This is a genomic window from Ruegeria lacuscaerulensis, assembly GCF_013034745.1.
Classification (GTDB): Bacteria; Pseudomonadota; Alphaproteobacteria; order Rhodobacterales; family Rhodobacteraceae; genus Ruegeria; species Ruegeria lacuscaerulensis_B.
Genome location: NZ_WQGP01000005.1, coordinates 51,806 through 72,847 on the forward strand (window position 1 = coordinate 51,806; position 21,042 = coordinate 72,847).

Here is a 21,042-nt window from a genome sequence, read left to right on the forward strand (position 1 = left end):
GGATCAGCCCTCCTTTTCAATCTTGGTCAGGCAGTCGCGCAGCGCCAGCCCGTATTCATATTTTGCCGGACAGGCAAAGCCCACAAGGCCCAAATCCTCTTCATCCAGCTCCAACGCACCCAACGCCTGCGCCGTGTCCGTGTCCATGACAAGCAATGCGCGCAGCAGTTGCGTTGGCAAATAGTCCTGCGGCATCAGCTCTTCGAACACGCCCGTCGGCACCATCGCACGACGGCCGCCGTTCAGGTTTGAAGTGAACGCATACAGCTTTTTCGCAAAGGCCGAGCCCAACACGGGCTGTACGGCGAATTTCGACGGCATCGGAAGAATCCAACCCATCGTGTGTTGATCGTGATCTTCACGGATGATCGAAACCTGCCGCGCAAAGCGGCCCAGATAAGCGGTCGGGCCTTCAGCCTGTGCACCTGACAGGATCGAACCCGAGATAATCCGGGGCGTCCCGTCCACATCGACCTCGTCACGGGTCAGATCGTCGGTCGATGCGCCCATGACCGTGCGGATCAAGCGCGGCTGACGCGCGCCCGGACCGGTCAGAGCGATCACGATATTGGGGTCCAGATGGCCGGTCTGCATCAGGCGACCAATGGCGATGACGTCCTGATACCCGATGGTCCAGACCTGCTTGTCCCCTGCCAGCGGCTCGAGGAAATGGATATGCGTCCCCGCCAGCCCCGACGGGTGCGGCCCTGCGAATGCGGCGGCTTCAATTCCTGGCACATCGGCGCCCGGTACCGAGTCACCCTCTTTGTGGCACAGATAGGTCTTGCCTTCGGTCAGGTTCGCGACCGCCGCCAGACCCGCAGCGAAAGCTTCCCCTGCGTCAGCGATGATCACGGCTGCATCACCCGCCAGAGGCTCACTGTCCATCGCCGTCACGAAAATCGCTGCAGGTGTGGTGCCGGGTGTCGGCATTTTGGAATAGGGCCGCGTTCGGAAGGCCGTCCAAAGACCCGCAGCACACAGCTTGGCCGTCACGCCCTCGGCGCTGTCGGCATTCCCGGTGCCCGAGAAATCAACCCCGGTGTCATTGGGGTCTGACACCTCGATCACGACGCTTTGCAGCACGCGCCGAGCACCGCGATTGACTGCGACGACCTTGCCGGTCATTGGCGCTACCATCATCGCATCGGACGCGTCTTTGTGACTAAACAGCGGCGTGCCGCGCTGGACGTCGTCACCCTCTTGTACCAGCATCTTGGGTTTCAGGCCAATATAGTCGCCGCCCAAAACCCCGACGGTCGAAAACTCGGGTCCAGGATGAATCGTCTGATCCGGCGCACCCAGCACCGGCAGCTCGAACCCTTTTTTCAGTTTGAAAGTTTGCATGTCGCTACGGTCTTCCAAGCCTCTTTGTCTGCGCCAACTCTGCCGACGTCCTTTCGGAATCCTGCAATAGCACGGTTTTTCGGGATCTCCGTCGCAAAAGCGCCGAAAACGGTCCAAAATCCGCAGGCATATTTTCGATCATGGACCCTTTACGCGGGGATGGTCATAAACGCAAACCTGTTACCGCTCAAAGCCGCAAGTAATTGTCACATTCCTATCACGTTGCGCAGTTTCGATGCGTGGAAAATGCATGTCGCACCCGGATCGCATCCGGTGTAAGCACCCAAAATGGAACACAGCGACAAATTCGAGATATTTCTGGTGGCCACGCCCGGCCTCGAGGCCCCCCTGCTGGCCGAGACTGTCGAAAACGGATTCGAAAACGCCAGAATCGTACCCGGTGGTGTCAGCCTGCGCGGCGGATGGACCGATGTCTGGCGCGCCAATCTGTGTCTGCGGGGTGCCAACAAGGTCTTGCTGCGCATCGGTAGCTTTCCTGCCGTTCACCTGGCCCAGCTCGACAAACGTGCCCGCAAGTTTCCATGGTCAGATTTTCTGCGCCCCGATGTGCCGGTCAAAGTCGAGGCGACCAGCCGCAAATCCCGTATCTACCATGCAGGCGCCGCAAAGCAGCGGGTCGAGCACGCAATTACCGAAACTCTCGGCGCGCCAATCTCGGGCGATGCCACCCTGCGGGTCCTGCTACGCATTGAAAAGGATATCTGCACTTTTTCAGTCGATACATCCGGCGAGCCGCTGCACAAACGCGGCCACAAACCGGTAGTTGCCAAAGCCCCCATGCGCGAGACCATGGCCGCCATGTTCCTGCGCGAGTGCGGATACACCGGATCCGAACCGGTCCTGGACCCGATGTGTGGCTCCGGCACCTTCGTCATCGAAGCCGCCGAGATCGCCTTGGGGCTGAACCCCGGTCGCGGCCGCAGCTTTGCCTTCGAAGACCTTGCCGGGTTCGACCCTGCCGCTTGGGGCGATCTACGCGCCAACAGGGATATGTCCGAAACCGATCTTGTTTTCTCCGGCTCCGACCGCAATTCGGGCGCGGTTGAAGCCGCCCAAGCCAATGCGACGCAGGCCGGAGTGAGTGAGGTCACAAAGTTCCAAACCCGCGCCGTCAGCGACATCAAGCCCCCAACCGGCGACGCCGGTCTTGTCATCGTCAACCCGCCCTATGGTGCACGAATCGGTGATGAAAAACGCCTGCGCTCTCTCTACGGGGCGTTGGGCAAGGTGCTTGCCTCTCGATTCAGCGGATGGCGCGCGGGGATCGTGACCAGCAATGCGGGGCTTGCCCGCGCAACTCGCCTGCCTTTGCTGCCGCCCGGACCGGTGGTTGACCACGGCGGCACCAAAATCCGCCTCTACCGCACGGACGCCCTGCCCTGACACCAATCGCGACAATGAGCGCGGGGTTTGAAACCGCAAAATCCCTCTTGCACATCCAAATTGCCGGGTATAGACCCGCCGCCACGGTCGGAGTGTAGCTCAGCCTGGTAGAGCACTGTCTTCGGGAGGCAGGGGTCGGAGGTTCGAATCCTCTCACTCCGACCAATAAATCCAGATACTTAGTCGGTTTTGTCATTACCGTTGTTAAGGCTCGGTCCGGATTTGATCCGGATTATGCGGCTTTTGAGGCGGGTTTCGGTGAGTCCAGCCCCCTCAGAAATCGAAAGGCCGCTGACTGGGCTGGCACCCGCGTCAACGGCCAAATCGAAAAGTTTGCACAGAATGGATACCAGATCGCGGGCGTGATCGCAATCGCGGGAGGGGCCGATGTCTGAGCTTCTGCCCTTCTGCAAGATCAAGCTGCAATACTTGCTGGAGATGGTCACCGACCACGAACTGGACGACAACGCCCTGCGCGTGGCGCTCTATCTGGCACTGGCACATGCCAATCATGAGACCGGCGAGAGCCGCCCGTCTTTCGAGACCATCGGCGCGGCAATCGGCAAGCACGCCAAGTCGGTCAAGCGAGCGCTGAACAAAGTCGAGGCGGCGGGTTACATGACCATCAAGCGCGGGACCAACAAGGGGAACGCGTCCCGTTATCGCCCGACCGACGCGGCTCTGAAACGAGCCACGGATCGCCGCCGGGAGCGGGACAAGGTTGTCCCGCTTAGCCGCACCAAAGGGGGACAATCCTGTCCACAAAGCGGGACAGACCTGTCCGGGAAAGGGGGACAGGATCGCCCCCCGAACAGAGAACAAGAACTTAGAATAGAACGAGGGCACGCGTCCGCGCCGGATTTGCTCGATGAAGGGCAATCCGGCGGAACACGCTCAAAACGAGCCCCGGATGGCCAGCACCTGGTCTTCGTCCCGAGGGGCATCTGCTTTGTCCGGGACTGGAACGAGAGGCTGGCCAGGGAGGGTATGACCACGCTGGAATGCAGCCTTCCCCTGTCCCCGCATAAACATCACCTGGGATTCTGGCTTCCAGCGAGAACACCGGCCCCGTTGGGCAGCGCTGAGTGGCAGGACCAGCTCCAATTGCTCAGAGATTTGATCCGCGAGACGTCAGAAAACGCGGAGCACCGCCATGCGGTCTGAGCAAACAGCAAGGCGACCCATGTCATACGCTGGCGCGGATGACATGGGACCTTGCGAGGGGCGGCAAGCCTCCCCTTCGAACCCCACCGGCGCGAGCAAGCCCCGCGCGAAGGAGCCGCTGACAGAGACCTTCGTCTTCCGTTGCACGGCGACCGAGAAGGCCGAGCTGCGCGCCAGAGCCGAGGCCGCTGGCCTGCCCGCCGCGACGCTCCTGCGGGAGGCACTTGGCCTGACCGAGGCCCGCCGTCGCAAGCCCGTGCCGCGCGTCGATCCGGCGCTGGTGCTGGCCGTGGGGCGTATCGGCGGCAACCTCAACCAGATCGCGCGTTGGCTGAACCGGGCGATGCTGGTGGGTCGCACCGACCTCGACAGCCTGGCGGTTGCTCGCCGCCTGTTGGTGATCGAACGCCAGCTTGCCCAGCTCCTCGACGAGGCGCGGCGGTGCTGATCAAGTTCTTTCCCAACGGCAAGGGCGCGGGCGCCGGGCCGGTCGGCTACCTCGTGGCTGAGCGCGTGCTGGCCTACGATGGCAACCGTGACCTGATCCGCGATGCAGACGGCCAGCCGCTGACGGTGACGCGCGATCCCTTGCCCGAGGTGCTGCGTGGCGATCCCAGCCGCACCGAGGCCCTGATCGATGCGAGCCGTCACCAGTGGACCTATCGTGCAGGCGTGATCAGCTTTGCCGCCGAGGATGCTCCCAGCGAGGCGCGGCAGGCCGAGGTAATGGACGCCTTTGAGCAACTAGCCTTCGCCGGGCTGGACGGCGAGCAGTATGACATGCTCTGGGTCCGTCACAGCCACGAAGACCGCGTCGAGCTGCATTTCTGCACCCCGCGTCTGGAGCTGACCACCGGGCGCAGCCTTAACATCGCGCCACCGGGCTACCAGGACGCCTATGACAGCCTGCGCGACCTGATGAACCAGCGCCACGGCTGGGCCGATCCAATGGAACTGGAGCGCACCCAAGAAGTGCGTGACACCATCGAAGCTCCGAACCGCGCCCAAGGCCGCGACGAACTGCATGCGTGGATCCTCGATCAGATTTCCATGGGTCTGATCGAGGATCGTGCAAGCATGATCGAGGCGCTTACCGACGCGGGCTTCGACCTACCTCGTGCGGGCAAATCCTATCTGACCGCCCAAGACCCCGCGTCCGGCGAACGCTGGCGCCTTAAAGGAGAGATTTTTCATGAAGACTGGCAAGCCGACGCGGCTGAGCGAGAAACTGAACGCGGAGCTGGACACGATACGCCAAGACTACGCCGCCTCGATGGCATCCCAGCTGGAGAGCTTCAGAACCGATTTGACAGCCATTGTGAGCGACGCGCGGCGTACCATCGAGAGCGATACGCGTCACTTCCTGAACGAGAGCAGGAGCTTGTTCGAGACACGGACCGAGCAGATCAGGCGCTGGCTGACGATCTCTCCTTGGGTGATCTCAGGGCTGATCGTGACGGGGATCGCCTCGATGATGGCCGCGAGCTGGTTTTGGATGGTTCTGCTGACACGTTCGGAGCTGGCGGAACTGGGCCTGACGCGGATCGACCAAGGGGAACAGACCTGGCTGACGCTGGACCCCGACCAGACCGAGCTGAAGACCTGCACGATGGCTGGGAGGCCGGTCATTTGCATCAAGATCGAGGAGAGATGAATGACAACGCCCCTGACAGCCTTGGAACGCGACTTGCTCGCCTGCGTCGAGCGGTTGGTGACGGCCTGCGAAACCTCAGCCAAAGAATTGAGCGGATTAGAGGCACGCTCAACGAAGAGGCTGCAAGCCCAATTGGATGGTATCGCGGCCTGCACGACGTTGCTCATACGCTCGCAGATCGCGTCAATGAGGGCGTTGCGTGGCTTGCTGAACGAAGAGGCCACTTACAACGCGCTGGACACGAAGTTGAACGAGAGCTTGAGCTTAGTGAAGGCCGCCGAAGAGAAGCTGAAGCAGAGCTGAACGAATTGCAGATCGAACGAGGCCGCAGCCATGGTCTGGAACTTTAGTGAAGAAGGGAAACCAATGAGTTTTGCACACGACCACTTCACCATGAGCTATCATCAAGCCCGCGAATACGGCATCGACTATCGCGGTTTTGAAAAGGTGGCTTGCCTTCCAGAAGGGGTTCCGCTTATTGCCGTAGCGGGTGTCTGGGGCGACTACCAGAACATCCGCTGCTTGTTTGTGGACGTTGCTGGAAATGGCTACATGCGAAATATTCGTTGGTGGGGCGATAAAGGCTATCCGATCAAGGAGTTGGGTATCAATGCGAAGGAAATTGCCGTTGGACAGCAATTTCTCCTCTCGGAAACTTAGTGATTTCTGCTCGGCCTTCCCAGCACATCAATGAGTTTGAGTGTTTCCGATTACGAAAACTTTTGGTAATTCCGCAATGCTATGGCATGGCAAAATCAAATTACTTGGCATATTATAGTATTGCAAATCGTGTTATAATGACATACTAAAGTATTACAATAGACGTAAATATGCAAAACCATAGGTTGGCAGATGTCCGTATCAAGCGCAAAACAGCGGCAAGCCGAAGGCAAGATAAACCAGGCTAGTCAAGTGGCTCAGGCCTTCGCCAAGCCACTTGGAGGTTGGATCGCAACCTTCCAGGAAGCCATTGGCATGAGCGCACCAACGCTAGCCGAACGGCTAAGCGTATCCAGGAACAGCGTTTACAGCTCTATCCAAAAGGAAAAAGCTGGAACAATCTCCCTTAACCAGCTGGACAAGATGGCTGAGGCGATGGGCGGTAAACTGGTCTACGCGATCATTCCGCGCAAAGGAGCGGTCGAGGAGATCGTCATGGCGCAGGCTCGCAAGAAGGCCAAACGCATCATACAACGCACCCGCGCGCACATGGCCTTGGAAGAGCAGATCGAAGGCCTGCGCAGCCAGGAAGAGATGATTGAAGAGCTTGCGAAGGAAATCGCACGTGAGAAGCCGCGGGATTTCTGGAAGTGACCTTGGAACTGCACGAACCCACCGGCGCAACACCACTGACACCGGACGAGTTGCTTGGTCTTAAGGCCAAGCACATCACCACGCGCGGCGAGCTGAATGAGCTGGAGGGTGAAAACATTATCGAAGGGCTTACCTGGCTAGATCGGCGGCCCAAGTCATTTGAAGTTATGACCGACGATGCAGCACGAGAGGTCCACAAGCGATTGTTCGGCCAAGTCTGGGATTGGGCAGGCGTCTACCGCTTGACCGAGAAGAACATCGGCGTGCCGGTCTGGCACATCTCGACCGAGATGCGCACCTGCCTCGACGACGCCCGATACTGGTGCGACAACGGCACCTACGAGCCGCTGGAAGCCACCGCACGCTTCCACCACAAACTGGTATGGGTTCACCCCTTCGCCAACGGTAACGGACGCTGGGCTCGGATCATGGCGGATGCCTACCTAACCACGATTGATCCGGACATATTCCTCGACTGGTCAGGCAGTGGGACACTGACTGCGGACGGTGACCACCGCACACGTTACATCGCGGCACTACGGGCTGCTGATGGGTTTGATTTTGAGCCATTGATTGAGTTTGTGGGGTCGCTTAAGGCTGGGGGCGATATAGTACGCTAGCGCCGGAACGGCCATTCATGGTGTGCGCAGAGAAGGTCAGTTGCGAGCCCAACCTGTACCCTGGATTTTATTGCTGCATGCGCTTGTAGCAGTAACAACATTGCAACTGCCGAATATCTTGTGCGGCCAAGCAGCGGAAAGAACTGTCATTCATGCAAATAGCAGCGATGCTCGCGGCGGCAGTTCATAGTTTGCTCAACAAAGCCGTCCTTCACTTCATCCGCAACGGCTATCGCCTAGCTGAATTGGTGGACACGGGACCGTGGCATATGAACAGTAAACACAACAGTCGCCTTCCAACGGCTTCAAAACTGTTTTGCACGACTTGCATTCATAGAACCACTGGCAAGCATCCGTTGGCATTTGCTCGGTTTCACTGTGGCCGCACTTCGGGCAAATCAGGGTGCTTTCTAGGACTACAGTTTGTTTTGTCATAGTCTCACATCTGCATGATCAGGTAATCGTTAATCCATGCCTCGTTAAACACAACGACCCAACCCACGCCGGTGATTAGAGTCGTTCCTGCAAGCCACCATTTCAACGTCGGCAAGGAACCGCGCCGATAAGATACCATCCATGATATCACGACGAGCGCCGTTGACATCGTCAGCACATAGTAACTCGCTGCGGCAACCTTCCCAAAGATTGCCAACCAACTGCCACCCAGCCCCAGTAACATCATCGTCATGGGCAAAACGCAGCAAGTCGCGACGCCAAGCGCTGATAGCGATCCCAAATAGCTGAGGCTAAGGTACTTCTGCATTCTGTTTCCCTGATGGACTACGTCGCGCGGAGTTGTAGAGACAACAACCTCTCGTTTAACTTCTGTAGCCACTACAGGATCAAGACAGGAAATCTCACATGTTTGCGATTGGGGAGGCATCCCGGCAAAGCGGTGTCGGAATTGATACTATCCGCTACTACGAACGCGAAGGGATCGTGCCGAAACCAGAAAGGGCATCGAATAATCGACGCATGTACTCCGCGCACGATGTTGGACGGCTTCGTTTTCTAAGGAAGTGCCGAGACATGGGTTTTTCGCTTGCCGATGCAAAGGTGCTTCTCAACCTATCCGAAGGTGATAGCGAGGATTGCCAATCCGTTAAGGAACTGGCCGAGCTTCATATCTCCAATGTGCGTATGAAGATAATCGAACTTAAGCGATTGGAGGCCGCCCTGAATGAACTTACGGCCAACTGTAACATCGGGAACGTTTCTTGCCCGATGCTTGCGCAGATACGGACCTACTAATGGCACTTTGAGGCTCGCAGTCGCCCTATGCCAACGCAGCATGACCCAAGATTCGGGCCGCGCAGAATCTACCGTTCGTTAGAGAGGTCAACTCGTTGATTTAGCAATGTTTCAATCACTCAATGAACATTTGTGCCTTGCCGCGGTGTTCTTGAAGCACGCGGCGATTTCGGACAGTGAGCCCTACCTGCCGTGCCTGAGCAATCAATTTGCTGCATACGCATTCGGCAGGTTTTATCGGAAGCCGACCTCTGATTTCCGAACCACAGAGCAATGGTTCTGCTTATCTTTGTCCCAAATTGGGCTGGGCAGACTTAGATCTTCTGTTGCTTTCCGTTGTATCAAGGCTTGTATCGTGTGTACTCGAAGTCCATATACACAGGGCTTACGTTTTTCTTTTTCGACCTGCTGTCTCCCAAACTCGGCGTTCAGTCTTTCGATTCAGACCGACCACGCCGAGTCGCCGCAATAATGCGGGCGGCAAGTATTAGGAGACTTCCACCATGGCAAATGGCACAGTAAAATGGTTCAACTCGACCAAAGGTTTTGGCTTTATCGAACCTGAAGATGGCAAGCGCGATGTGTTCGTGCATATCTCAGCACTTGAGCGTTCCGGCATCAGCGAATTGAAGGACGGCCAGAAGGTCACTTTTGACGTCGAAGCTGGCCGTGACGGGCGCGACAGCGCCGCCAATCTGGCACTGGCCTGACCTTTTACGGGCACCCTTATGGGGTGCCCGTTTGCACAATGGGCTGCTAAAAGCCCTTGGAGAACAAGTCAGTTGCAACAGCAGGAATTGACCCGGGCGCTCGCGCAATACCGTGTGCCCGATACGAAGCGTAGCGTTATTGAACTGACAATCACTGTCATCCCCTTTTTCGCGCTATGGGGCGCAGCGTGGTTTGCGCTATCCCTTAGTATCTGGGTCACTGTTCTATTGGCCATCCTGAACGCCGCATTTCTGGTGCGTATCTTCATCATCATGCATGATTGTGGTCACGGATCTTTCTTTAGAAGCCGCACCGTTTGCAATTGGACCGGCCGGGTTCTGGGTGTTCTCGCCCTGACACCCTATGACGTCTGGCGGCAAAGCCATGCGATTCACCATGCCTCAACCGGTAACCTTGATCGGCGTGGTATGGGTGACATTCCTACATTGACCATTGAGGAATACCTGAAACGGAATTGGTTCGGGCGTGCCGCTTACAGGTTAATCCGGAACCCCTTCTTCCTGTTCTGTATAGTACCGGTCTACACGTTCTTTTTTCAAAATCGCTTGCCCTTTGGTTTCATGCGGTCAGGCTGGCTGAATTGGGCAAGTGCAATGGGAACAAACGCCGCGATTGCGGTGGTCCTGGCTCTGATTTTTTGGACCGGAGGCCTGGATGTACTGGTTTTTGTATTCCTTCCAACCATGATCGTCGCCGCATCGATTGGTATTTGGCTATTCTATATTCAACACCAGTTTGAACACACGACTTGGGAGCGGGAAGAAGTGTGGAATCTTCAGAACGCCGCATTCTATGGAAGTTCTCACTACGCCCTGCCAGGCATCCTGCGGTGGTTCTCTGCCAATATCGGTGTGCACCATGTTCACCACCTTGCCAGCCGCATACCGTTTTATCGGCTAAACGAGGTTTTGCGTGACCATTCCGAGTTGGAAAATTGCCAGCGTATTACTCTATATGAGAGCCTTCATTGCGCACGATTGCATCTTTGGGATGAAGAAAGTCAGCGCCTGCTGACGTTTTCTCAGGCTTTGTCGAACGCCAATCCCAACAAGAGTTTAGTGTAATCTGGCGCGCACCAAAAAGGCGTCGACAGTATCACCGCCGAGGGCGCGAATGGCCTCTAGTCGGTGAAGGCCTTCAATCAGCACGAACCTCTTGTTGTCCGCGCGTATCTGAATCGGGGTCTTCTGGCCGTTCTTCAGGATATCTTCGGCCAGCGTCAGGACTTTTTGCTGATCAAGTGTTTTTGCACGTTTCACAGGTACATAGATCAGGTCGAGCGGGTATGATTTTTTCTCCAGCATAAGCTATGTGTGCAACCTTTCGTGCATTTGGAGCGGTCAGGAACTCTCTTCGTATTTAGGTGCTTGGTTTTTCGTCATAGAATAGAACGCACGGCGTCGCGCAGTTCCTGATGCATGATCCAAGTAGCTGGTTTATCGTCATTTTCGACGTGAGAAAATGCCAGGACTTGAGCAGCGCCATCATTTTGAGCAGACCCGCCTTCGGGAAGTTCGAGTTCCAGATATTCTGCGATCAAAAACCCGATTTTCTTGAATACCTTGACGGACGCCTCGCGCGATTTGTAACCGGCTGCCTGTGACAAGTGACCAATGGTCAGACCTTCCTTACCAGCGATAGTAAGTGCTTTGAGCATTGTGACCTGCGCAGGGGTGAGCCTGATCTGTCGCAATGCTTCGGCATATTCTCTTTCACTGGGAACGAGGGTGCCGGAGTTTCCCTCCAAACGGCGTTGACCGCTACGTTTCCTGTCTCGTTCTTCGAGAATTTCTTTTAAGGTTTCAATGGCCAATGCCGGTGTTTCACCGACTGCATCGGCAATCATTGCCTGCGTTTTAGCTGGTGGCTTGGGGAATGCGCGCGCAACGCTGTTACCGCTCAGAATGCCAGCCTTAATCAAGTACTTGCCAAACTCTTCCTCAATCACACCGGCTACGTCAGCGTTCCGCGACTTACGAACACTGCGGTCCTGAAATGCTCTTTGTTCTAGGTCGCGAATTGCCGATATTGGGTGCCGGAGGCTAACCTGAGGGGTGCTTTTACGCATCAGAGAAACACCACCACAATTATGGCCGCAACACACACTGCTAACGCAATAGATGTTTTAATCCCGTAGGATCTGCGACGAGCCCTTTCGGCTTGGAGCCTTTTACCCAGATTTTCGTCAATCGAGTTATGGTTCACGGCTTGGTCCTTCCGGATATTTCAGGCGGTATTGGTTTCCATTAACCTATTGTCGCGGCACAGTTTCGGTGCACTTGTCATTCTGTCGTGTGTACGGCCGATTGCATTCCCAACCGTCACCTCTCCGATTCAAGTGAGCATTTGAAGGGACAAGGATCGCAACGCACCTGTCCTGGTTTGAGCGAAAGCCACGTTCACATTTCCATCCAGAGTAGGTTGCAGGTGCAAGGTATGCATGCTGTGGAATTGCCACCGGTTCGCAACCGCTCTCCGTTTCTCTGAAACCTCTGAGGCACACCCAACCATCCGCGCTGTTTTTGTCAGTCAGGCGGCCGTTGCTGGGGACACTAATCGCAACACAATCCTGGTCTTCCTTACGAAATCCCCAGTCACAGTGTACTTCCTGTGCGCCAAACCGGGTTTCGACGTACCCATTTTGAGGCGCAATCAATTCTTCGCATTTTTCTCCGACTTGTCGGAAGAGCCGATTGCACTCCCATCGATCTCCGGTCGATGCAAGATATGCGTTTTTAGGAACTGCTATTTCCTCACAAAGATCTCCAACACGCTGGAATCCATGGTTGCATTCCCAAACTGGACCATAGGAACTGCCGGTCAGATGCGCATTTTCAGGTGCGTTTGCTCTTTGACACGATCCGTTTTTGTTTTCGAAACCTTCCTCACAAACCATTCCGTCGGCATTGCCTGAGACTTGGGCAGGAAGCTGCGTCCCTGTGAGCAACAACAAGAGTGTCGGGATCAAACAAAAAACGCGGTTCGAAAACACGATGAATGACAGATTGAAGCGAAGCCTGAGACCTGATCTATCGGGCATCAAGCACGCAATTTATGAGCCATGTGTTGTTCATACGGCGCTTTCTTTCATGGGTCACTCGACGACTGGGACTTGTCAGGTGACAGTTGTGTATGCTTGCGAGGAACTAGCTCATCACGAAGACCCCAGCGAAACCCGTTCCTTTGCTGGGGTACATGCTACAGTTAGTCTGAAGGCCATTGGATCATCGAAACCGGCAGCATCGCGGCGACGAGTAATTTTCACCAATGCACTTTTTGTGGTCCTTAGCCAGCATAGAGTCAAGGAAGTTTCCCTCGTCGCAACGCTAGCACCACTAGGGCAGATAGTTTTTGGAACTGCTGGTGACCAAGATTCCTGGTGAACTACCGAAAGAAATTATCTGGTATTAGTTTTTCGTTGTATCGACTTGGGGCCAGACTAGCAGCGGGTGGCAGTTTAAGTCCGCGTTTCAGTTGTCGGGCCTGAGTGCGGCGAAAGAGGAGTATGTGATCAAGGCTTCCTCGTAACTAGGAATGACTGGCCGGACGACATTGGCTGCAACGCGGGGATGTTCGCGCCGCTTCTGCACAAGTACCCGCGGCGCGATCAAATGGCCGCTCGGTCCCGCACTCTGTAAATTGCGCCTGTGCCGAGAAATCTGTGCTGCGAGCGCACGCAACAAGATTTTGACACTTCCGCTCAGGGCTCGCTACACCCCACCCCTGCGTAAAAGAACCAGAACCGCTATGGATTGGCGACCGACAGCGCCGCTCGCCAAACTGTCTCAGATGTCTATGCGCTCTGCAATGCTTAGCGCGTCTTCCAATTCAACGCCCAGGTATCGCACGGTGCTATCGACCTTTGTGTGCCCAAGCAGAAGTTGGACCGCGCGGAGATTTCCTGTCTTGCGGTAGATCTCAGCTACATTGGTTTGGCGAAGCGAATGTGTGCCATGTCCGCTCGGTTCCAATCCGATTGCGGTTACGCTTCGTCTTCAGCGCCGATTACCGATCTGGTTCCACATTAAAACGGCCCGGATTAGCGGGCTGGGTCAGCACCAATAAGGTAAAATGAGATATGATCAGAAAAGCTGGTAAGACCGGCGTCAGGTTATCAGCGACGCCGAGCTAACCCGGGGCTTACCGATACGCCATTTCGCCACGCGCTCAACCCCTTGCAGCGTCGACAAATCCGCTCTCCGAACCCTTCGCTCCAGAATGGCGTTCTGCAACGAAGACACGGGCGTTCTTGCGGCACGTCATTGTGGGCGCGAGCCATGATCGTATCTGCGTCGTTGTCGAAGTCTTCCATCAGTTCTTAGCCTCGATTTCTGTTTTGGTTTATACAGCGACTGGAAAAGAAAGTTCCGAGCCCTAAGCCTTGAGATTGAAGGAGCTGCCTGGTTCAGACTGTCCGATGGGACGGCCTGTAATCCGAGGGGTTTTAATAGGACGAACTGGCATTCCTTCGTTCTCAGCAGCTTGGACAGCGAAAGCATACCGAGAACCGCTTGCGCATCCTCGCGGTATGGCTCGTTGATCTGATGATCCGTCGTCTGCCTCAGAAATGAGCGACTCCGAGTAGAGGTGCCGAAGTTGAGTCTCAGACACACCATCCGCTTCCATAATCAATTGCACCATGGGATCGGCCAAAAGTTGGTCGAGCAAGAACTGCGACAACTGCTTTGAAGACAATTTATCCTTTGCGCGGGCTCTCTCCAAATCAGTAAGAGAAACGGTCAAGGTACGCGCCAGACCGGGGTGAGATTTCCGTGGATGCAGACAGATTAACACCGAGGCCTTCCAGGCTTCTGGGTCCGAATAATCTGGTGGTGCGGAAAGCTCAGTTTCTATGTCGTATTCGCCTGCCGGGAGTAATTCGTCGAAACCAGGGAAAGTAAACGGCCTGGAAAAGACTGCGATTGTCTTGCTGATTATCTGGTTCATTTGGGTAGTTCTCCTTTGCTGATACCGTTCGCTCGGAGATGCAGACAAGAACAAGCCACCCGCTCCCGGCAGGGTATTATCAGTTTTGAGGTTTAGGCTTTGATTTTTCGGGGACGGCGTCCTGCCCTTTCGACGTCACTTCTTTTTTTAACGCGTCCGCATCGTTTTCCTTCAGTGCGGCAGCCGCCCTGGTCGTCAGGTCTTTGAAAGACATCATTTTGATCCTTTGATTGTCCGCAACACCCACGAGCCCAGATAGGGTGTGAAAAGTGAATGCGGATACCACCAATATAGGTGTTGGTGGCCCAATTTACTACGTAAAGCTGTAGAATAAGACGGTAGACTGAGGTTTGGGTTTAATCGGCGACGATCTTGGTGCGCTGCCTTCACTTCGAATATGGGCGATCATTGTTCGCAGCGCTGAATTCTGCCAATGCGCTAGCACCCCGGAAGACCTTTGCTACATCGGGTGCTGCCATGCTACGCGAAAGCGCGCCATACTTCATTCTCAGCTTCATCTCGCCACCAGCGCGAGCCGGACAATCGGTGGTTTCAACAACGATATGATCACTGGTGGCTCCGACGAACGTGACGCCAGCAGGGAATATTAGACCCGCAGCATCGGTGTCCTGAAGTCCAATGGCGAGGATCGACCGAGTGTTCGAAGGACTGTCTAAAGTCACACACTGCATTGAAGGTATGGGATAATTCAATTGCAAGGGATTTGGATTTGATTTGGTCTTCGTTTCGATCACTTCCGCCCAAAGCGTAAAAACATCTGTGTAAAGCCCGTCGATCGCGTATCCCGAAACGGGATCGGTACCTAACAGGATGGCCTCACCCAGACGCAGGTTGTTGATCTTTCCGGTCGCCCCCTTGCCAAGCGCCCATGGCAAACTGGCAGAACCGCCGCCTGACACTGTTTCCAGAGCGGGTCCACTTGCAAGTTCGGTATCGACGGCAAGCGACGAAAGCAATTCCATTGCTCCTGCAGAGGGTGCCACATGACCCAGACAGGCAAAATTTGCACCAATCCCCTTCAGAGAAATCCCTTCCATTCTAAGAATTTGAGACACAGTGCGCTCAAGGTGTTCAGGCAAGATGCCATCCCGCATATCCCCCATTTCCACCATCAGGATAATACTGTGAGTAATGTTCTTTCCCAGCGCACTCACGGCCAGGCTTGCGATAATGTCCATTTCTGTGTTGAAGCTGACATTGCAGTTATCAACAACTTGCGCGACCTGGCTCAGCATGGGCGTTCGGATCAAGGATATGGAGCACGAGATCCCAGCATCGCGCATACGTATGATATTGCTGATCCGCGCGTCCGCCAGCCCTGTCGCGCCACCTTCAAGCATAGCATTCGCAATCTCAGGATGACCGCAAACGGCTTTTGTCACACCTGTCACCGTAATTCCGCGGGGTCTAAGGTGGTCGACCAGGAACCGTGTGTTGTACCGAATTTTGTCCAGATCAACGTCAATACGCAGCTTGCTCATTCAATCGTCGTAGCACGTACGGGTTGCAAGCGCGGAAAGGCAGATAGAACCATATTCACCAAGTTTTTTGGAGGACGGTTCAATGCGTCAGTGACCGGGAGATACAATTTGCGGTTATAGTCTGTGATGGCCTTTGAAATCTCAATATCATTCATTCCTTCATGGTTGATCGTCATGCCAATTACCTCTGTGTTCGCAAAAGCCTCGATCAGGGTGATTTCATCGCAAGGGTCGGGCATTGTCATGTTGGGGAAATCACATCGACGTTTTCGTTTAGGCGCGTGTTGAAGAATAACTGCATGTGGCTGACTGCCTCGCAGAATGAAGGCTGATGTGCAAAAAGCCGGATGGCTTAGCGCGCCCTGGCCCTCGATCACTATTACATCCGGGTGCTCACCCTCGGATGCCGCAACGACAGCGCGCTCAAGTTCGCCACAACAAAATTGCGGCGGCACCGAATCCATCGCGACACCATACTTGGCGCCCTGCATCAAACCAGTTTGGCCGGTGCCGACCAAAACTGTTTTGATCCCATGCGCGTTAAGTGCGCCTGTCAGGATTGTCGCGGTTGTACGCTTTCCAATTGCACAATCGGTGCCGAACACTGCGATGCGGATCGCCTGGACGTCTCCAATACTGCCATCTAACAGGCGTAGGTCGGGATTTGGCCGCGGCTTGCGAATGTCGCGTATCGTGACATCGTGAATTTTGGCAAATCCGGCGAGCTCCTTGTCATCGCTAAGAAATTCATGCAGCCCACTGACGATGTTCATTCCGAGCGTTATCGCATCCACAACAACTTCGCGATCCTCAAGGGACATTCTGCCGCTGGCCGGCGCCATTCCGTAAATAAAAGTGTCGGGGATCGTAGCTTCACTAGCGACGGCGGCATCAAGATCATCGAAGATGGGAACCTGATTTGCGATATTATCAAGCACTTTGCCACTGTCACAACCGCCATACGTGCTGTCGATCACCGAAAGAACGCGATAGGCCTGTGAATGTCGAACGAGACCATTAGCCGTCTTGCCATCGATCTTTGCGAAGTTTCCTTCGCAATACACAATTGCAGTCGGTGTATCTGTCACGAGTGTCTTGCGGTGAAGCTCTGGAAAAACTGCTTGTTCAGGCGCCAGCTTTTGCGCATCGCTGGCAATGAACTGCTTGGCATCCGACGCAATGGGTACGGGTTTCATATTTGTTCCTTTTTTGGAGTGTGAAACGCGCGTCCTTGGTAAGGACGGGCAAAAATTGTGAAGTTTGGGAAAGTGGGCTTTCTGTCTGAATTCTCACTGGTTCAGAACACACAGCCCTTCTGATCGATGATAGTTTTTGTGGCATTGCCACCCATTGCCGGATCGGTCGATATGGGCATTTGCCGGCAGCTCGATTGCATTGCAGCGATCACCGGACGCCTCGTAGCCACGTTCGCATTTCCATCCAACTCCATGGATCGCGTCATCGTAGAAAGCATTTTCAGGCACAAACACGGCATCGCACCGTCCGTCGCGCTCAAAAAACCCACGCTCGCACGTCCAGGGACGCCCGCTGGTTGATGCGTTCAGAAAAGCGTTTTCCGGTACCGCTACTGCCACGCATGCTTCTCCGTCTTTTTCGTAGCCACGGTTGCAATGCCATGCAGATCCATAAGTGCTATTCGTCAGGTAAGCATTATCCGGCACCACGATTTTCTGGCAGCTATCGTCTACTCTTGTGTATCCACGCAGGCACCGCCACCTCTCACCTGATGGATCGAGATATCCACCTTCAGGCACAATCACTTCAGTGCATGAGGTGCCGCCAACTTCAACAAAGCCGTGCATACATGCCCACCCTGAGCCGTATGTTCTGTTTGTGGGGTAGGCATTTCCCGGCACGACAATGGCCACGCATTCTTCGCCTTCCAACCGATAGGACAAATCGCATTCCCAACCGTCGCCATACTTATTGGGATGCGCGTTATCCGGGATCGAATTTGTTTCTGCCGATGCGGGACTTGATGAGATAAAGGAGCCCGCCAAGCAGCTGAAAACGCCGACAAACAGCGCCGTCATAAAGTGAGAGTAAAACCAGTGCTGATTTTTTCGATTTGTCCTGGTGCAAACGGCTTTGTCCGAATGTTGAGTGATTGAGTTACGATCCATCCAGGTTCAGCCCCTCAATGCAGGCCTGTGCCAGATCTTTGTTGGGGGTTTGAGATCCCGGTACCGTTGCCCAGCCGGCTGCCATAACGGCATCCTTTCGCTTGAAAGAAGAAGCCTCTTTGATCGTCGTTATTTTTTCGGCGCGTTGAGTGTCAGTTCTCGCCATGTCGACGCAGATCGGAACCAACGCAGCGATTACATTATCGCGGGACATGGCGTTGGCCATCTTGTCCGCGCTACCGCCGGTCATCCATCCACCCCATGAAAATCCAACGACGCCTACGAAAACCCCGCCGATCAGAGCACCGTAGATTCCGGGTTTAAGCCATTCGGGCGTGTTCATAATCTATTCCTCCTGCGGGGAAAGCGCCGCATCGCTGTCATTGTTAGATGTGGCCAAGGTCTGGTCGTGCTTAAGCGCCAGTTCAAAATCTTCTGGGTCAATTGGGCGCATTTCCGTGCGGCCTGGCTTGCTGCCTTTGCCCTGAACTGTCAGGTAGGTTCCGGTTCTGCGATATGCTTCGAAACTCAGGCCCTGTAGTAGTTCTTCTTCAACAACTACTTCATACTCGCCTGCAGGAAGTTCATCCGGGTAGCCGGACAAAGAGAACGGATTTGAAAACGTCACCAAAGAACTGGACGATCTCGTGCTCACCTTGGTCCTCCATATAGTTTGTTGGATCTTCCCCGCGCAGTCTGCCGCGGTACACGCTCGTAAGCGCTGCGGTAGTACTGGCGTTGTAATTTAGAATAATGTGCAAATGGCAGACGCGCGCTGATCGATGTTAGTCTTCGACCAATGACCTGAGATTTTATTGGAATTTCAAATGCATTTGGTGCCCGAGGATCAGGTACTGTAAAAAATTGACTAACCTGCGTCAGTGCAACGATGTTTGGATTCCGGCAACGTGATGTATGTTGGCGGGATATTTGCTGGCGTGTTCTTAACGAGTAATTGAGAAGCGCAGGAAATCCAGTACCGCAATCGGACTGTATTTATCTTGCGCTTCTTTTTCAGTGAAATCCCAAATCTGCCGAAGCGAATTCCGTCTCTAACAGGCAACGATCATCAAAATCCCGGCATCGCTGTAGGGGTGAACTTATTGCTTCAACAGTGGCCCGGCCTGATCCAGATAAGTGGGGTCAAAACCGGCCAACGTCACCAGTCCGTCATAATCATCAAATACCACTTGCCCGGATTGAAAAGTAACCAGCCCCTTTTCCCGCAGTTGCCGTAGGACACGATTAACATGCACGGCACTAAGTCCCAGCGTATCGGCAAGATGGTATTGTGTCAGTGGGCAGGTATATCCCATCTTGGTTGCCATCCCGACCTGAGTCAGCCTCACACCAAGTTCCAAAAGAAAATGCGCCATGCGCTCACCCGCATCTCGCCGTCCTATGTTGACCAGGTGCTCAACCACCATCGCTTCATCTCTAGAGACCGCCCAAAGGATTGCTGTCGCCAGCCGGGGCGTTTGCGCAAATGCTTCCAGGAGATCATCCACTACTACTTCAATGGCTTGGATTTCCATGATTGGTTCTATGCTGTGATCCGAGGTGTGCAGCAGAACGCTTCGCAAGCCCAGAAAGTCACCCGGTATTTGGAAATCGACGATCTGACGCGACCCGTCAGTCTGGGTTTTGTAGGAACAAACCCAGCCCGAGGCCAGAATGTAGGCAGCCTGCTCTGATTGCCCTTGATGCACAAGGTCACGTCCGGCTTCAAAGGTTCTGCGACGCTTGTGCAGGCGTGCCAATACCGCAAGTTCAACCTCAGTCAGAGCGACGAAGTTTGAAAGCTTTCGGGTGAGTGGACTATTTTTGATAGTGCGCAAGTGTTCTTCCTTCATCGATGAGCAGCCTGCGAAACTATCCGACGCCAAGACTGCTTTCGATCAGTTAAGTATACAGCAATCTATGCCAGTATGGTGCAATTCATCGTGGCGCTTCCATGCTTGGACGCCTGTTAGAAAAGGACGTCTACCATGGCTGACCGGCAAGACCATTCAGGAATGGCCGCACTCTCAATTTGTGAAGCGCTTTTGCTTGCAATTAAAGATCGTGAGCTTCTGCCCGAACATGAAATTGTGGGAGTTCTGCATGACGCAGCTGCTGTCCACGAAACAGCGGTCGGCAATAACGATGAAAAGGACATGCACCAGGCCGCCGCTGTTCTGATAAACAAGATCATTGCTTCCGGCTATCGCGTTCGGCAGTAACGTTAATTTCCTGTCAGAAAAACAAGATTACGCTCGTCAAAAAAGCATAACAACAAATAGAAGCACTATTGGTGCTTCGTTCCCGATCAATTCAAACACGAAGCAAGAACCAAAGATCCAATCTCTGCAATATCTCAACTTAATGAAAAATTCCACGACCGCGAATTACTCCCTCTTCCCCGCCACCTGCATGAGCCACAACGAGAATTTGCTTACTGGCTGAAGGCCCGCATGGCCTGTCCTGCTGCACTGCCTGCGACAACGCAAACGTTGGCTTTGTTCGGCGTCTAAGTTGCTGATCCTATGTGCCTCGAAACTACAGTTTGATAGTATCGCATCATCATAGCTTTGAATGACCGGTCTGGCGACAACAGCTGCAACGCAGCGATGAATGTGTTGCGACAGCAAATCAATGCTGCGTCAGCAATTGCCGCAATCGCACAAGTCCGGTTTGTCCCGCATCTTACCAGTTCGCTCCTGTTGAAGCGAACGGCAGGTGTACGATTATGGCCCTCGCTCTGTTAAAGTCCCCGTACCAGCTAAATGATACGCGTCTGAGGATAAAATCTGTGGTCAGAAGGAAAAAGAGCACCGCCGAAGTCTGCATTCGTGCCCGTCAAATCCTGAACATGATAGTGTGACGACTCGGTGAGCACTGACCAAAATTCTTCGAGTCTGGCATGTTCGCTCCCACCGGTGTATTTCCAGTGCGCGACGAACTCGTCGATCTGTGGGGCTTTG

General features: G+C 54.6%; 24 protein-coding genes, 1 tRNA gene and 1 pseudogene. 12 read left to right on the plus strand and 14 right to left on the minus strand.

The window, feature by feature from the left end:
- Positions 1–3 precede the first annotated feature (3 nt).
- On the minus strand, positions 4–1,347 hold the full coding sequence (locus GOV79_RS11270) for a Na(+)-translocating NADH-quinone reductase subunit A (RefSeq protein ID WP_170789855.1): 1,344 nt from the start codon (positions 1,345–1,347) through the stop codon (positions 4–6).
- 288 nt (positions 1,348–1,635) lie between these two features.
- Between GOV79_RS11270 and GOV79_RS11275 the strand changes: the two genes are divergently transcribed.
- The 8 genes from GOV79_RS11275 (at position 1,636) to GOV79_RS11310 (ending at position 7,503) form a co-directional block, all read left to right on the plus strand.
- Positions 1,636–2,751, plus strand: a complete 1,116-nt coding sequence (locus tag GOV79_RS11275; RefSeq protein ID WP_170789856.1) for a THUMP domain-containing class I SAM-dependent RNA methyltransferase — start codon at positions 1,636–1,638, stop codon at positions 2,749–2,751.
- An 88-nt stretch (positions 2,752–2,839) separates the two neighbouring features.
- Positions 2,840–2,916 (plus strand) — tRNA-Pro (locus GOV79_RS11280).
- A gap of 222 nt (positions 2,917–3,138) precedes the next feature.
- The gene (locus GOV79_RS11285) at positions 3,139–3,915 is read left to right on the plus strand and encodes a helix-turn-helix domain-containing protein (protein WP_170789857.1); all 777 of its coding nucleotides are present in this window, start codon (positions 3,139–3,141) and stop codon (positions 3,913–3,915) included.
- Positions 3,916–3,934: 19 nt separating this feature from the next.
- Complete coding sequence (locus tag GOV79_RS11290; protein ID WP_237218008.1) at positions 3,935–4,363, plus strand: plasmid mobilization protein; 429 nt, start codon at positions 3,935–3,937, stop codon at positions 4,361–4,363.
- On the plus strand, positions 4,357–5,919 hold the full coding sequence (locus GOV79_RS11295; RefSeq protein ID WP_170789858.1) for a relaxase family protein: 1,563 nt from the start codon (positions 4,357–4,359) through the stop codon (positions 5,917–5,919). The genes GOV79_RS11290 and GOV79_RS11295 overlap by 7 nt, the downstream gene beginning before the upstream one ends.
- A complete protein-coding gene (locus GOV79_RS11300) occupies positions 5,903–6,229 on the plus strand; it encodes a hypothetical protein (protein ID WP_237218009.1) in 327 nt (108 codons plus the stop codon). Before GOV79_RS11295 ends, GOV79_RS11300 begins: the two co-directional genes overlap by 17 nt.
- Positions 6,230–6,421: 192 nt before the next feature.
- Positions 6,422–6,883 (plus strand): helix-turn-helix domain-containing protein, encoded by a 462-nt coding sequence (locus GOV79_RS11305; protein ID WP_170417143.1) that lies wholly within the window; start codon positions 6,422–6,424, stop codon positions 6,881–6,883.
- Positions 6,880–7,503 carry a mobile mystery protein B gene (locus GOV79_RS11310; RefSeq protein ID WP_311201794.1) on the plus strand — a complete coding sequence of 208 codons (624 nt, stop codon included), beginning with the start codon at positions 6,880–6,882 and terminating at the stop codon, positions 7,501–7,503. Before GOV79_RS11305 ends, GOV79_RS11310 begins: the two co-directional genes overlap by 4 nt.
- A 216-nt stretch (positions 7,504–7,719) precedes the next feature.
- Here the strand turns inward: GOV79_RS11310 and GOV79_RS22340 are convergent, their stop codons facing one another.
- Positions 7,720–7,938, minus strand: coding sequence for a GDCCVxC domain-containing (seleno)protein (locus GOV79_RS22340; RefSeq protein WP_237218010.1), 219 nt, complete (start codon positions 7,936–7,938; stop codon positions 7,720–7,722).
- A 4-nt stretch (positions 7,939–7,942) separates the two neighbouring features.
- On the minus strand, positions 7,943–8,266 hold the full coding sequence (locus GOV79_RS11315; protein ID WP_170447553.1) for a hypothetical protein: 324 nt from the start codon (positions 8,264–8,266) through the stop codon (positions 7,943–7,945).
- 98 nt (positions 8,267–8,364) lie between these two features.
- Here GOV79_RS11315 and GOV79_RS11320 point away from each other — a divergent pair, with 98 nt between their 5' ends.
- The 3 genes from GOV79_RS11320 (at position 8,365) to GOV79_RS11330 (ending at position 10,550) form a co-directional block, all read left to right on the plus strand.
- Positions 8,365–8,754: a MerR family transcriptional regulator gene (locus GOV79_RS11320; RefSeq protein ID WP_170637988.1), complete on the plus strand. Its 390-nt coding sequence runs from the start codon at positions 8,365–8,367 to the stop codon at positions 8,752–8,754.
- A gap of 503 nt (positions 8,755–9,257) precedes the next feature.
- On the plus strand, positions 9,258–9,464 hold the full coding sequence (locus GOV79_RS11325; RefSeq protein WP_170430361.1) for a cold-shock protein: 207 nt from the start codon (positions 9,258–9,260) through the stop codon (positions 9,462–9,464).
- Positions 9,465–9,536: 72 nt separating this feature from the next.
- Entirely contained in the window at positions 9,537–10,550 is a 1,014-nt protein-coding gene (locus tag GOV79_RS11330; RefSeq protein ID WP_170674489.1) for a fatty acid desaturase, read from the plus strand.
- Here the strand turns inward: GOV79_RS11330 and GOV79_RS11335 are convergent.
- From GOV79_RS11335 to GOV79_RS11380, 11 genes and pseudogenes are all read right to left on the minus strand, one after another.
- Positions 10,542–10,790 (minus strand): ParB N-terminal domain-containing protein, encoded by a 249-nt coding sequence (locus GOV79_RS11335; protein WP_170789859.1) that lies wholly within the window; start codon positions 10,788–10,790, stop codon positions 10,542–10,544. The two genes, GOV79_RS11330 and GOV79_RS11335, sit on opposite strands and share 9 nt — an antisense overlap.
- Before the next feature lie 74 nt (positions 10,791–10,864).
- Positions 10,865–11,554, minus strand: coding sequence for a hypothetical protein (locus GOV79_RS11340; protein ID WP_170789860.1), 690 nt, complete (start codon positions 11,552–11,554; stop codon positions 10,865–10,867).
- A 1,717-nt stretch (positions 11,555–13,271) separates the two neighbouring features.
- A pseudogene (locus GOV79_RS11345) lies at positions 13,272–13,472 on the minus strand (tyrosine-type recombinase/integrase); the annotation flags it as partial.
- A 388-nt stretch (positions 13,473–13,860) separates the two neighbouring features.
- Entirely contained in the window at positions 13,861–14,433 is a 573-nt protein-coding gene (locus GOV79_RS11350; RefSeq protein WP_170545357.1) for a hypothetical protein, read from the minus strand.
- Positions 14,434–14,512: 79 nt separating this feature from the next.
- Complete coding sequence (locus GOV79_RS22500; RefSeq protein ID WP_269150132.1) at positions 14,513–14,647, minus strand: hypothetical protein; 135 nt, start codon at positions 14,645–14,647, stop codon at positions 14,513–14,515.
- 172 nt (positions 14,648–14,819) lie between these two features.
- Positions 14,820–15,935, minus strand: a complete 1,116-nt coding sequence (locus GOV79_RS11355) for an alanine/ornithine racemase family PLP-dependent enzyme (RefSeq protein ID WP_170670431.1) — start codon at positions 15,933–15,935, stop codon at positions 14,820–14,822.
- Positions 15,932–17,131 (minus strand): N-acetyltransferase DgcN family protein, encoded by a 1,200-nt coding sequence (locus GOV79_RS11360; RefSeq protein WP_170789861.1) that lies wholly within the window; start codon positions 17,129–17,131, stop codon positions 15,932–15,934. The genes GOV79_RS11355 and GOV79_RS11360 overlap by 4 nt, the downstream gene beginning before the upstream one ends.
- A 93-nt stretch (positions 17,132–17,224) precedes the next feature.
- Positions 17,225–18,079 carry a hypothetical protein gene (locus GOV79_RS11365; RefSeq protein WP_170789862.1) on the minus strand — a complete coding sequence of 285 codons (855 nt, stop codon included), beginning with the start codon at positions 18,077–18,079 and terminating at the stop codon, positions 17,225–17,227.
- On the minus strand, positions 18,069–18,422 hold the full coding sequence (locus GOV79_RS11370) for a hypothetical protein (protein WP_170670434.1): 354 nt from the start codon (positions 18,420–18,422) through the stop codon (positions 18,069–18,071). The genes GOV79_RS11365 and GOV79_RS11370 overlap by 11 nt, the downstream gene beginning before the upstream one ends.
- 3 nt (positions 18,423–18,425) lie before the next feature.
- A complete protein-coding gene (locus tag GOV79_RS11375; RefSeq protein ID WP_170336653.1) occupies positions 18,426–18,734 on the minus strand; it encodes a hypothetical protein in 309 nt (102 codons plus the stop codon).
- A 445-nt stretch (positions 18,735–19,179) separates the two neighbouring features.
- A complete protein-coding gene (locus tag GOV79_RS11380; RefSeq protein WP_170596903.1) occupies positions 19,180–19,932 on the minus strand; it encodes a Crp/Fnr family transcriptional regulator in 753 nt (250 codons plus the stop codon).
- 135 nt (positions 19,933–20,067) lie between these two features.
- Here GOV79_RS11380 and GOV79_RS11385 point away from each other — a divergent pair, with 135 nt between their 5' ends.
- Positions 20,068–20,301 carry a hypothetical protein gene (locus GOV79_RS11385; protein ID WP_010442296.1) on the plus strand — a complete coding sequence of 78 codons (234 nt, stop codon included), beginning with the start codon at positions 20,068–20,070 and terminating at the stop codon, positions 20,299–20,301.
- Positions 20,302–21,042 lie beyond the last annotated feature (741 nt).

Bases quoted from the DNA above. Each gene is read 5' to 3' on its own strand.
- GOV79_RS11270 (WP_170789855.1), bottom strand. From the start codon at position 1,347: ATGCAAACTTTCAAACTGAAAAAAGGGTTCGAGCTGCCGGTGCTGGGT.
- GOV79_RS11275 (WP_170789856.1), top strand. From the start codon at position 1,636: ATGGAACACAGCGACAAATTCGAGATATTTCTGGTGGCCACGCCCGGC.
- GOV79_RS11285 (WP_170789857.1), top strand. From the start codon at position 3,139: ATGTCTGAGCTTCTGCCCTTCTGCAAGATCAAGCTGCAATACTTGCTG.
- GOV79_RS11290 (WP_237218008.1), top strand. From the start codon at position 3,935: ATGTCATACGCTGGCGCGGATGACATGGGACCTTGCGAGGGGCGGCAA.
- GOV79_RS11300 (WP_237218009.1), top strand. From the start codon at position 5,903: ATGGTCTGGAACTTTAGTGAAGAAGGGAAACCAATGAGTTTTGCACAC.
- GOV79_RS11305 (WP_170417143.1), top strand. From the start codon at position 6,422: ATGTCCGTATCAAGCGCAAAACAGCGGCAAGCCGAAGGCAAGATAAAC.
- GOV79_RS22340 (WP_237218010.1), bottom strand. From the start codon at position 7,938: ATGACAAAACAAACTGTAGTCCTAGAAAGCACCCTGATTTGCCCGAAG.
- GOV79_RS11315 (WP_170447553.1), bottom strand. From the start codon at position 8,266: ATGCAGAAGTACCTTAGCCTCAGCTATTTGGGATCGCTATCAGCGCTT.
- GOV79_RS11320 (WP_170637988.1), top strand. From the start codon at position 8,365: ATGTTTGCGATTGGGGAGGCATCCCGGCAAAGCGGTGTCGGAATTGAT.
- GOV79_RS11325 (WP_170430361.1), top strand. From the start codon at position 9,258: ATGGCAAATGGCACAGTAAAATGGTTCAACTCGACCAAAGGTTTTGGC.
- GOV79_RS11335 (WP_170789859.1), bottom strand. From the start codon at position 10,790: ATGCTGGAGAAAAAATCATACCCGCTCGACCTGATCTATGTACCTGTG.
- GOV79_RS11340 (WP_170789860.1), bottom strand. From the start codon at position 11,554: ATGCGTAAAAGCACCCCTCAGGTTAGCCTCCGGCACCCAATATCGGCA.
- GOV79_RS11350 (WP_170545357.1), bottom strand. From the start codon at position 14,433: ATGAACCAGATAATCAGCAAGACAATCGCAGTCTTTTCCAGGCCGTTT.
- GOV79_RS22500 (WP_269150132.1), bottom strand. From the start codon at position 14,647: ATGTCTTTCAAAGACCTGACGACCAGGGCGGCTGCCGCACTGAAGGAA.
- GOV79_RS11355 (WP_170670431.1), bottom strand. From the start codon at position 15,935: ATGAGCAAGCTGCGTATTGACGTTGATCTGGACAAAATTCGGTACAAC.
- GOV79_RS11360 (WP_170789861.1), bottom strand. From the start codon at position 17,131: ATGAAACCCGTACCCATTGCGTCGGATGCCAAGCAGTTCATTGCCAGC.
- GOV79_RS11365 (WP_170789862.1), bottom strand. From the start codon at position 18,079: ATGGATCGTAACTCAATCACTCAACATTCGGACAAAGCCGTTTGCACC.
- GOV79_RS11370 (WP_170670434.1), bottom strand. From the start codon at position 18,422: ATGAACACGCCCGAATGGCTTAAACCCGGAATCTACGGTGCTCTGATC.
- GOV79_RS11380 (WP_170596903.1), bottom strand. From the start codon at position 19,932: ATGAAGGAAGAACACTTGCGCACTATCAAAAATAGTCCACTCACCCGA.
- GOV79_RS11385 (WP_010442296.1), top strand. From the start codon at position 20,068: ATGGCTGACCGGCAAGACCATTCAGGAATGGCCGCACTCTCAATTTGT.